The sequence below is a fragment of the Streptomyces sp. DH41 genome, assembly GCF_029813785.1.
In the GTDB taxonomy this organism is placed as follows: domain Bacteria; phylum Actinomycetota; class Actinomycetes; order Streptomycetales; family Streptomycetaceae; genus Streptomyces.
Genome location: NZ_JARVKY010000028.1, coordinates 90,116 through 99,210, shown reverse-complemented (window position 1 = coordinate 99,210; position 9,095 = coordinate 90,116). Strand labels below are relative to the sequence as shown.

The window sequence follows — 9,095 nt, the reverse complement described above, 5'->3', positions numbered from 1 at the left end:
TCGGCGTCCGTCTTGGAGAGGACGGTGCCGAGGTCGACGTCGGACAAGGGGGCGGGGCAGGGCGCGGGGCTAGCATCCGGGCATGACGACCTCAGAGAACGCGCAGCGCGACAACAGCCTCCCCCTCGACGTCGAGATCGGCGCCCTCCAGGGCGGGACCGCCGACCTGGCCCAGTACGCGGGCCGGGTCGTACTGGTGGTCAACGTGGCCTCCAAGTGCGGGCTCACCCCGCAGTACGCGGGTCTGGAGCGGCTGCACGAGCGGTACGCGGAGCAGGGCTTCACCGTGCTCGGCGTGCCCTGCAACCAGTTCATGGGCCAGGAGCCGGGCAACGCCGACGAGATCGCCGAGTTCTGTTCGGCGACGTACGGCGTCACCTTCCCGATGACCGAGAAGGCGGAGGTCAACGGGGAGGGCCGGCATCCGCTGTACGACCGGCTGACCGGCTTCGCCGACGCCGAGGGGCACAGCGGTGACATCCGGTGGAACTTCGAGAAGTTCCTGATCGGGCGGGACGGCAAGGTCGCCGCCCGGTTCTCGCCGCAGACCGAGCCGGAGTCGGCCGAGGTCGTGGCGGCCGTGGAGGAGCGCCTGGCGGGTTGATCGCGCCGCTCCGGCCCGCTTGGTTGACCTTGCCCCTGGGGCAGGCCCGAGCGTCGTCGTCGCCGGGCGGAACAGGCCGCCCGGTGACGGAGGATGACGACGTGGACGATGCCCGCGACGACGAGTTGCTGACCATCGGTGCGTTCGCGGCGCGGGCCCGGCTGTCGGCCAAGGCCCTCAGGCTGTACGACCGTATGGGCCTGCTGGTGCCCGACCATGTGGACGAGGTCACCGGCTACCGCTACTACCGCACCGGCCAGATTGAACGCGCCCGGCTCGTGGCCCTGCTGCGCCAGCTGGACATGCCGCTCGCGAAGGTCGCGGAGGTCGTCCACGCGGACGGGCCCGGGGCCGCCGGTCTGCTCGACGCCTACTGGGCGGGAGTGGAGGCCCGGGTGGCCGGGCAGCGGACGCTCGCCGACTACCTCCGTGGACGTCTTTCGGGGAGGAGCTCCGAGGTGAACGGGAAGTTCGTGGTCCGGACGGTGGACGTGCCCGCGCAGGTGGTGATCAGCGAGACCCGGCACACGCTGGCGGGGGAGCTGCCGGCGTGGATCGGTGCCTCGCTGGGGCGGTTGGAGGAGGCGGCCCGGGAGTGCGGGGGTGTGACGGCGGCGCCGTTCGTCGTGTACCACGCCGAGGTGTCGATGGAGAGTGACGGCCCGGCGGAGTCGTGTGTGCCGGTCGCCGACGAGGCGGCGGCCCGGGCGTGGAGCGAGGAGCGGGGGCGGGCCTGGCAGTCGCGGGTGCGGGTGGAGCCGGCCCGGCGGCTGGCCCGTACCCGGATCACCAAGGCGCAGGTGGCCCATCCGCAGATCCTGGCCGCCTTCGAGGCGGTGGAGGAGTGGGTCGCCGCTCAGGGTCTGACGATGGCGGGGCCGTGCCGTGAGGTGTACTTCGCCGACTGGGAGGCGTCGGGCCCCGAGGACCCGGTGTGCGACATCGCGTTCCCCGTGAGCTGAGACGGGGACGAGGAACCGGAACTGAACAGAGCCCTCTCGGCAAGGTCGGCGAGCTGGTCGAGAGGGCTCCGTCGGCGGTGCCGGGTCGACGCCGCGTGGAGCCGTTACTCCTTGACCGAGGTCACGAAGGCGTTCCACGCGTCGGCGGGGAACGCCAGGACCGGGCCCTCGGTGACCTTGGAGTCGCGGACGGCGAGTGCCGCCACGACCGGTGACTTGACCTCGACGCACGCACCGTTTCCTCCGGAGTAGGAGGACTTGGTCCACGATGCCTGGGCGCCCTGAAGAATTGCCATGTCTGCTCCGATGGCGAGTTGCTGAGTACTGACGCCGTGCCGCGGGCCCACTGGGCCGCGGCACGGTTTACGCCAATGTCGTGTGATCGTTGGCGTGATCGACGCTACTCGCTGGCCTCACCGATCGGAGCGGCCGTTCACCCGACCAGGTGGCATATTCCAGATGGCTCTTCCAGTCCACCCGTCAGGAGTGTAAGATCCCGCCGCCGTCAGCGCGCGTACTCCTTCGCGACGTCCTCGATGCGCTGCCGGGACTGCTCCACGTTCAGTGCCTGGGCCCGCAGGTGCTCGTACATCACCGTGTACTTCTGCACGTCCTGCGCCTTCTCCAGGTACAGGTCGCTGGTCACGCCCTCGATGTACACGACGCTGGAGTCGGACGCGTCGGCGAACTCCAGGATCGAGTACTGACCGTTGATGCCGGGGTGCGCCCCGACGTCGAACGGCAGCACCTGCACGGTGATGTGCGGCAGCTGCGACATCCCGGCGACGTGCTCCAACTGCTCGCGCATCACCTGCTTGTTGCCCACCGTCCGGCGCAGGCAGGCCTCGTCGAGGACCACCCACAGCCGCAGCGGGTTGGTGTCGGCGGAGATGCGCTCCTGACGGCGTATGCGGACCTGGACCCGCTTCTCGATGTCGGCGACCGACGTCTCGGGCAGGGCGCCCTGGATGAGCGCCTCCGCGTACGGCCGGGTCTGCAACAGGCCGGTGATGATCTGGGGTTCGTACGTCCGCAGCGACTCCGCGTCGGTCTCCAGACCGATGTAGACGCTGTACGGGATGTCCCCGAACGCGTGCCACCAGCCCTGCTGGCGTGAGTCCTTCGCCATCTGCATGAGGGAGTCGACGATCCGCTGGTCCTCGACCTCGTACACCCCGCACAGATCGCGGACGTCACGCTGACTGATACTGCGCCGGCCGTTCTCCAGGCGGCTGATCTTCGACTGCGAGACCAGCAGCCGCTCCGCCACCTCCTCGGCCGTCATGCCTTTGAGCTCACGGAGCCGGCGCAGCTCCTGGCCCAGCCGGCGCCGCCTGACGGTGGGATTGACATTGGACGCCACGGGACGTGCACCTCCGGCTGCGTGACTCATGCTTGCCACTTTGCGTATCTGCTGCTGAGCAGACTGCCACCAAGGTGCTTTCTACCGCTGGGAAACGGTCTATATGCGCCGCGTACACGCCAGTTCGGAGTGCCACCCGTACACATGGCCGCGCGGGGCGGCGGGCCGTGCCGTCGTCCGGGCGTGCCGGACGTACGGGCGGTCCCGCCGCCCCGCGCGAACCCGCGGCTCCCGTAACCGGGTCTCGGGGACTGGTGGTGCGGCGGTGCGGCGGTGCGGTACTGCCGAGCGGTGCTTCGATGCTTCGGTGCGGTATTCGGTGCGGTGTCGCGGTGCGCTACTGCGGTGGGATGCGGCTCAATGGGCCACCGCACGCGCCATGGATCCGTGGCGCGGTTGCGCCGGAACACCGCGGGCGGGTTCCGGGGCGGGCCTGGCTCCCGGTCCCGCGGCCTGGCGGCCGGCCGGGGCCGGGGCACGGCGTGGCTGGGCCGCCGCGCCGTTCTGGACGTCCATCACCGCGTGCGCCACCAGTCCGCCCATGGGGTCGTGCCTGATGAGGTCCCGCAGACGGGACCGTGACGAGCGTCCTTCGTTGCCCGGGTAGAGGTGCTTGCCGAGACCGACCGCGTGGGCCAGTGCGGCGAGCGCCGCGGTCCGCGGGTCCGGCGGTACGCCGGTGCGGATCGCCGAGTCCAGCCGGGCCTTGATCTCCCTGCTGATCGCCGTGTCCGTCGCCTGATAGCGAGTCGTCGGCAGCACCCCGCACATCTGGCCCTCCACGGCATGCACCATGCCGCATCGCTCCAGATGCGAGAGGTAGGTCTGGCGCAGCCCCAGGCGGGGCCCGCCAATCCAGTTGACCGCCCGTACGGGAGCGCCACGCCTTCGCAGCAACTCCAACGCGCAGTCCAGTGTTGGATCTCCTGTCGGCCGTGGTGCCACCACGGCGATACGATCCCCGTCTGGGGCTATCCGTCCGGCCAGCGCCAGCTCCACCAGCTGTGCTCCGGCCAGACCGAGGTCGAGCGACTGCGGCTGTGCGGTGGTACCCGTGGTCGGGTCCAACGCCAGCAGCAGAAGCTCCTCCGGAAGTGTTCTGCGGCTCCTGCCCATCCATGCCTCCCCGCGTGGATGACAGACAGGGTGACCCCTCTCACATTGGTCTGTCGAGGGTGCGTGACCGGTTCGTAGTGGAACCAGTAGGTATGTCGTTCTCGTCTACCGCATGGGTTCTACCCGTACACAGGACACTGGTACATGGTTCGGTAGCGCACATACGACGTGCGCGGCGCATGGAGGAGGCATCGGTGGCGGGCGAGTCCCCCGACAGGTCGAAGCAGCGCGAGTCGTCGGAAGAACCGACGTCGGGGAGCGCGGGTCCGGTTCCCGAAGCCAGGACCGAGGCGAGCGAGACGCCTGATCCGCGGCTGGCGGTGGCACGGGAGGACGCGAAGCCCGCGGCGTCCGCCGGGTCCTCGGAGTCCGCGGCGTCCGGGGCGTCCGCCGGTTCCCGTGGGGGCGTCGATACGGCGACCCGGGTGCTCTCGGTCCCCCGGACGGAGGCCGAGGACACGTCCGGAGGCGATGCCGAGGGCGCGTCCGAGGACACCGGTCCGGAGAACTCCGCCGAGGACGACCCGGCCGAGGAGCCCGAGGCCTCCGGTGCGTCGGACATGGCAGAGGAGTCCGGTTCGTCCGACGCGGCCGGGGAATCCGGTTCGTCCGACACGGCCGAGGGGCCCGGTTCGTCCGACGCCTCCGACGCCTCCGACGCCTCCGACGCCTCCGACGACGATCGCGCAGAGGCCGACGCCCCGAGCGACGGCCGGCTGCGGAACGCCGTCGCGGCCTGGGTGGCGACCGCGGACGAGCGGGCCGCCGCGAACTCGCGGCTCGAGGACGCGGAAGATTCGGGAGACGCGGAGGAGAGCGCCGAGGACACACCGGCCGCGGAGGCCGCCGAGCCGGTGGACGACGAGTCCACCGGCCGCTCCGACGCGCCCGAGGACGCCGAGAAGCGCGAGGACGACCGCGTCGCCGTGGCTGCCGACGGTGATGCCAACGGCGACTCCGACCCCGACCCCGACGTGGACACGGACACGGACTCAGGCGCCGACACGGACGGCACCGCCACCGCCACCGACGCCGACGCCGACGCCGGAGAACGTCCCGTCGATCAGCCCACCGCCGTCTTCAAGGCCCCGCGGCTCTCCGCGCCCGGCGTCGACCAGCCGACGACCATGCTGAAGCTGGGCGACGCCGCGAACGCCTCCAAGAAGGCCGGCGAGGGCTCCGAGACCGATGCCGAGCGGACCAGCAAGTTCGTCGCGCTCCGGCAACCGGACGACCCGGCGACGCGCAAGCCCCCGCAGTCCTCACAGCCCCCGTCCAAGGCCTCCGGGGCGCCGCAGGCACTCCCGACCGGGGCCACCGCCGCCGTACCGCAGGTCGGGCCCGAGCGGACCCGGCAGCAGCCGCTGCCGCCGAAGCCGCCGCTGGACCTGCTGGCGGAACTGACGAACACCCCTCCGCCCCCGGAGACCCCGCTACGGACGACGGTGCGCCGGGTCAAGATCTGGACCCCGCTGGTCATCCTGCTGGTGATCGCCTTCGGTGTCGTGCAGTCCATGCGCTCGCTGCCGACACCGACCCTCGACCTCACGGCGCAGGACAGCTTCGCCTTCGAGGGCGGCAAGCCCGAGATCCCGTGGCCGTCCAGCGGGCAGGCCGCGCTCGACGTGCAGGGCATCGGCACGTTCGGCTCGTCCGGCGACCAGAAGCCCGTGCCGATCGCGAGTGTCGCCAAGGTCATGACGGCGTACGTCGTCCTGCGCGACCACCCGCTCGAGAGCGGCGCCGAGGGGCCGAAGATCCCGATCGACCAGGCCGCCGAGGACCAGTCGGAGGCGGGCCAGGAGTCGACCGCGCACGTCTACGCGGGTGACTCGATCTCCCAGCGCGAGGCCTTGGAGGCCGTCCTGATCGCGTCCGCGAACAACGTGGCGCGGCTGCTCGCCCGCTGGGACGCGGGGTCGGAGAAGGCGTTCGTGGAGAAGATGAACGACGCCGCGAAGGACCTCGGCATGACGAACACGACGTACACCGACCCGTCGGGCCTGGACGACACGACGGTGAGCACGGCCGTGGACCAGGTGAAGCTGGCCAAGGAGGCGATGAAGTCGCCCGCGTTCCGCGAGGTCGCCGCGAAGATGTCGTACGACGACTACAAGGGCGTCAATCACCCCAACTGGAACCAGCTGGTGGGCTCCAACAACGTCGTCGGTATCAAGACCGGCACCACCACCTCCGCACTCGGCAATCTCGTCTTCGCGGCGAAGAAGGAGATCGGCGGCGAGACCCGGACCATCGTCGGCGCCGTGGTGCGCCAGCCGGCGGGCGGCAAGGACAACACCATCCTCAGCGCCGCGCTGACCTCCGGCGACAAGCTGATCCGGGCCGCGCAGGACACGCTGGAGTCGCGGACGATCCTGAAGAAGGGGAGCGTCGTCGGGTACGTCGACGACGGCCTCGGCGGCCGGACTCCGGTCGTCGCCACGCAGGACGTCAAGGCCGTCGGCTGGCCCGGCCTGACCGTGAAGCTGACGTTCAAGGCGGACGAGGTGCCGCACACGGCCGCGGCCGGTACGAAGGTCGGCACGCTCACGGTGGGCGACGGCGGTGCCGCCGGCGCGGTGCAGGTGCCGGTCGCCCTCCAGGAGGAGCTCGTGGAGCCCGCCTTCACGGACAAGCTGACCCGCCTGGGCTGACATCCGGTGCGAACGCCCCCGCGGCCGTCCGGTCGCGGGGGCGTTCGCGTCCCGAAAGGCCGTGGAAGGCCCTGAAGGGCCGTGCGGGGCCCGGAGGGGAGGAAGCCACGGTGCGGGGGTGCGTGCTAGCGTCACGAAACGGGGCAGGTCGCCGGTCGCGGGAACGGGACACGGTCGTAAGCAGAAGACGGGACACGGGGAGTGCCTTCAGGTGGCCACTGCGGAGCCGACACGCGCCGACGACGCCGATCCGGGCCGGGGAGCCGGCCCGCGACCACACGTACCCGCGCCCCGCAAGGACGGCGGGGCAAGCGGGAAGAACGGCGAGACCGGCGAGAGCGGCAGGCCCGGTCATGGCCCGGCGGACGACGACCGTGAGCCCGACCGCACCGCACCCGGCCGCACCGCACCCGCCGAGCCAGAAGCGCCGTCCGCGATGAAGGCCGCCTTCCTGGCCCTGCGCGAGCGCATGCTGCGCCACCCCGTGCTGTCCGTGACCGCTCTGGCCGGGGTCCTCCACATCGTCTGGTTCTTCACGTTCGCGAACAGTGGCGGCGACCTCGCGGCGCAGGACGCGTGGGCGGAGTTCGTCGGCCGGCACCCTGACTCGGCGTACAACCTCGCCTGGTACGGCGGCACGCACCCGGTGTCGTACAGCGTGGTCTCGCCGTATCTGATGTCGGTGCTCGGCGTGCGCACGACGATGATGATCGCGGGGACGCTGTCGGCCGGGCTGCTGACGATGATCCTGATCCGCAGCCGGGTGGTCCGCAACCCGCTGTGGGCGTCGCTGGCGGGCCTGTTCGGGCTGCTGGCCAACGCGGCGTCGGGACGGGTGACGTTCGGGCTGGGCATGATGTTCGGTCTGGGCGCGGTCGCCGCGGTGTTCTGCTGGCCGTACCGCTGGCGCTACGAACGCTGGGCCAAGGGGCTGTGCGCGGCGCCGCTGGCCGCGCTGGCCACCATGTCCTCGCCGGTCGCGGGCCTGTTCGTGGGCCTGGTGGCGGCGGCCCTGTTCCTGCAGAAACGCCGCCCGGGCGCCTGGTCGCTGGGCCTGGCCCCGAGCGCCGTCGTCGCGTTGTCGACCTGGCTGTTCCCCTTCTCCGGCACCCAGCCGATGGCCTTCGGCTCGGCGGTCCTGCCGATGCTGTACGCGGGCCTGGTGTACTACTTCGTGCCGCGTACCTGGACGACCGTACGGATCACGTCGGCGGTCTACGGCCTGTCCGTGCTGCTGGTCTGGCTGATCAGCTCGCAGATCGGCTCCAACATCACCCGCCTCGCGATGCTCTTCGCCGGGGTCGCCCTGGTGGCCGCGCTGCCGTTCACGGTGGAGCGGACGCGCAAGTGGTACGCGCTCGTCTTCTCGATCGTCGGCTTCGTCGGCTGGATCGGCTTCAAGTCGGCCGACGACGTCATCCACACCCAGCCGACCGCCTCATGGACGCGCGAGCTGGCACCGCTCCTCAACGAGTTGCAGGAGGTCGACGCGGAGAAGGGCCGGGTGGAGGTCGTGCCCGCCCGTTCACACCGGGAGGCCTCGGCGCTCGCGCCGTACGTGAACCTGGCCCGGGGCTGGCTCCGCCAGGCCGACATGGAGCGCAACCCGCTCTTCTACGACGACACGCTCAACTCGGCGAACTACCACGAGTGGCTGAAGCGCTGGGCCGTGCACTACGTGGTGCTGCCCAAGGGCGAGCCGGACGGTGACGGCGGCAAACGCGAGCGGGAACTGGTGCAGCGGGGTCTTCCGTATCTGAAGCAGGTCTGGGGGGACGCCAACTGGCAGCTGTTCGAGGTGACCAACCCGACGCCGCTGGCGGAGCCCGACGCGGTCGTCCAGCGGGCCGATCAGGGTGAGTGGATCATCGACGTCCAGCGCCCCGGCCGCGTCCTGGTACGGATGCCGTACTCGCCGTGGCTGAGCATCGTCGACGCCGAGGGCAACAAGCTCCAGGCTCCCCAGGAGACCGAGGCCTCCAAGAACGGTCCGGAGGACACGCCGAAGACGTACGACAACGTCAACGGCTGCCTGATGGAGACGGAGGAGACCGCCGAGGGCGACAAGTGGACGGTGCTGATCGCGCCCGAGGCGGGCACGTACCGGCTGGCGTCGCCGTACGGGCTGCCGCGGGGCACGCAGTGCCCGGACGAGCTGAAGTAGACCCCGGGTCCGTCCGGGTCCGGGTCCGGGTTCAGGTCCGGACCCGACTCGAAACACCTTGTGAGCGTTCATGTAGGTGAACCGAGGTCAGTTAGTCGAACAATTTTACTGGCCCTTTACCTTCCTCTTCCTTGTCGTGCCCGCGTCGGCGCAACCACGATGAGCGGGCACTTCGCGGCCTGCCTCGCCCCGACCCCGCTCGTGCGAAGTGCCAACCAGCTGAGCGGAGTTC

7 protein-coding genes are annotated in these 9,095 nt (G+C 70.8%); 4 read left to right on the top strand and 3 right to left on the bottom strand.

Features of this window, described 5'->3' with window-relative positions:
• The first annotated feature begins 82 nt into the window (after positions 1-82).
• Both QC283_RS33610 and QC283_RS33605 read left to right on the top strand, forming a co-directional pair.
• Complete coding sequence (locus QC283_RS33610; protein ID WP_279565540.1) at positions 83-604, top strand: glutathione peroxidase; 522 nt, start codon at positions 83-85, stop codon at positions 602-604.
• 101 nt (positions 605-705) lie between these two features.
• A complete protein-coding gene (locus QC283_RS33605; RefSeq protein ID WP_279565539.1) occupies positions 706-1,566 on the top strand; it encodes a MerR family transcriptional regulator in 861 nt (286 codons plus the stop codon).
• A gap of 104 nt (positions 1,567-1,670) precedes the next feature.
• Here the strand turns inward: QC283_RS33605 and QC283_RS33600 are convergent, their stop codons facing one another.
• From QC283_RS33600 to QC283_RS33590, 3 genes are all read right to left on the bottom strand, one after another.
• Positions 1,671-1,862, bottom strand: coding sequence for a DUF397 domain-containing protein (locus QC283_RS33600; RefSeq protein WP_279565538.1), 192 nt, complete (start codon positions 1,860-1,862; stop codon positions 1,671-1,673).
• 209 nt (positions 1,863-2,071) lie between these two features.
• Positions 2,072-2,929: a helix-turn-helix domain-containing protein gene (locus QC283_RS33595; RefSeq protein ID WP_279565537.1), complete on the bottom strand. Its 858-nt coding sequence runs from the start codon at positions 2,927-2,929 to the stop codon at positions 2,072-2,074.
• A gap of 357 nt (positions 2,930-3,286) precedes the next feature.
• The gene (locus tag QC283_RS33590) at positions 3,287-4,045 is read right to left on the bottom strand and encodes a GOLPH3/VPS74 family protein (RefSeq protein ID WP_279565536.1); all 759 of its coding nucleotides are present in this window, start codon (positions 4,043-4,045) and stop codon (positions 3,287-3,289) included.
• A 179-nt stretch (positions 4,046-4,224) separates the two neighbouring features.
• Between QC283_RS33590 and QC283_RS33585 the strand changes: the two genes are divergently transcribed.
• Together QC283_RS33585 and QC283_RS33580 are read left to right on the top strand one after the other, a co-directional pair.
• Complete coding sequence (locus QC283_RS33585) at positions 4,225-6,699, top strand: D-alanyl-D-alanine carboxypeptidase (RefSeq protein WP_443032726.1); 2,475 nt, start codon at positions 4,225-4,227, stop codon at positions 6,697-6,699.
• A gap of 211 nt (positions 6,700-6,910) precedes the next feature.
• Positions 6,911-8,863, top strand: coding sequence for an MFS transporter (locus QC283_RS33580; protein WP_279565534.1), 1,953 nt, complete (start codon positions 6,911-6,913; stop codon positions 8,861-8,863).
• Positions 8,864-9,095: the final 232 nt, after the last annotated feature.

Coding starts and splice junctions, on each gene's coding strand:
- QC283_RS33610 (WP_279565540.1), top strand. CDS start 83: ATGACGACCTCAGAGAACGCGCAGCGCGACAACAGCCTCCCCCTCGAC.
- QC283_RS33600 (WP_279565538.1), bottom strand. CDS start 1,862: ATGGCAATTCTTCAGGGCGCCCAGGCATCGTGGACCAAGTCCTCCTAC.
- QC283_RS33590 (WP_279565536.1), bottom strand. CDS start 4,045: ATGGGCAGGAGCCGCAGAACACTTCCGGAGGAGCTTCTGCTGCTGGCG.
- QC283_RS33585 (WP_443032726.1), top strand. CDS start 4,225: ATGGAGGAGGCATCGGTGGCGGGCGAGTCCCCCGACAGGTCGAAGCAG.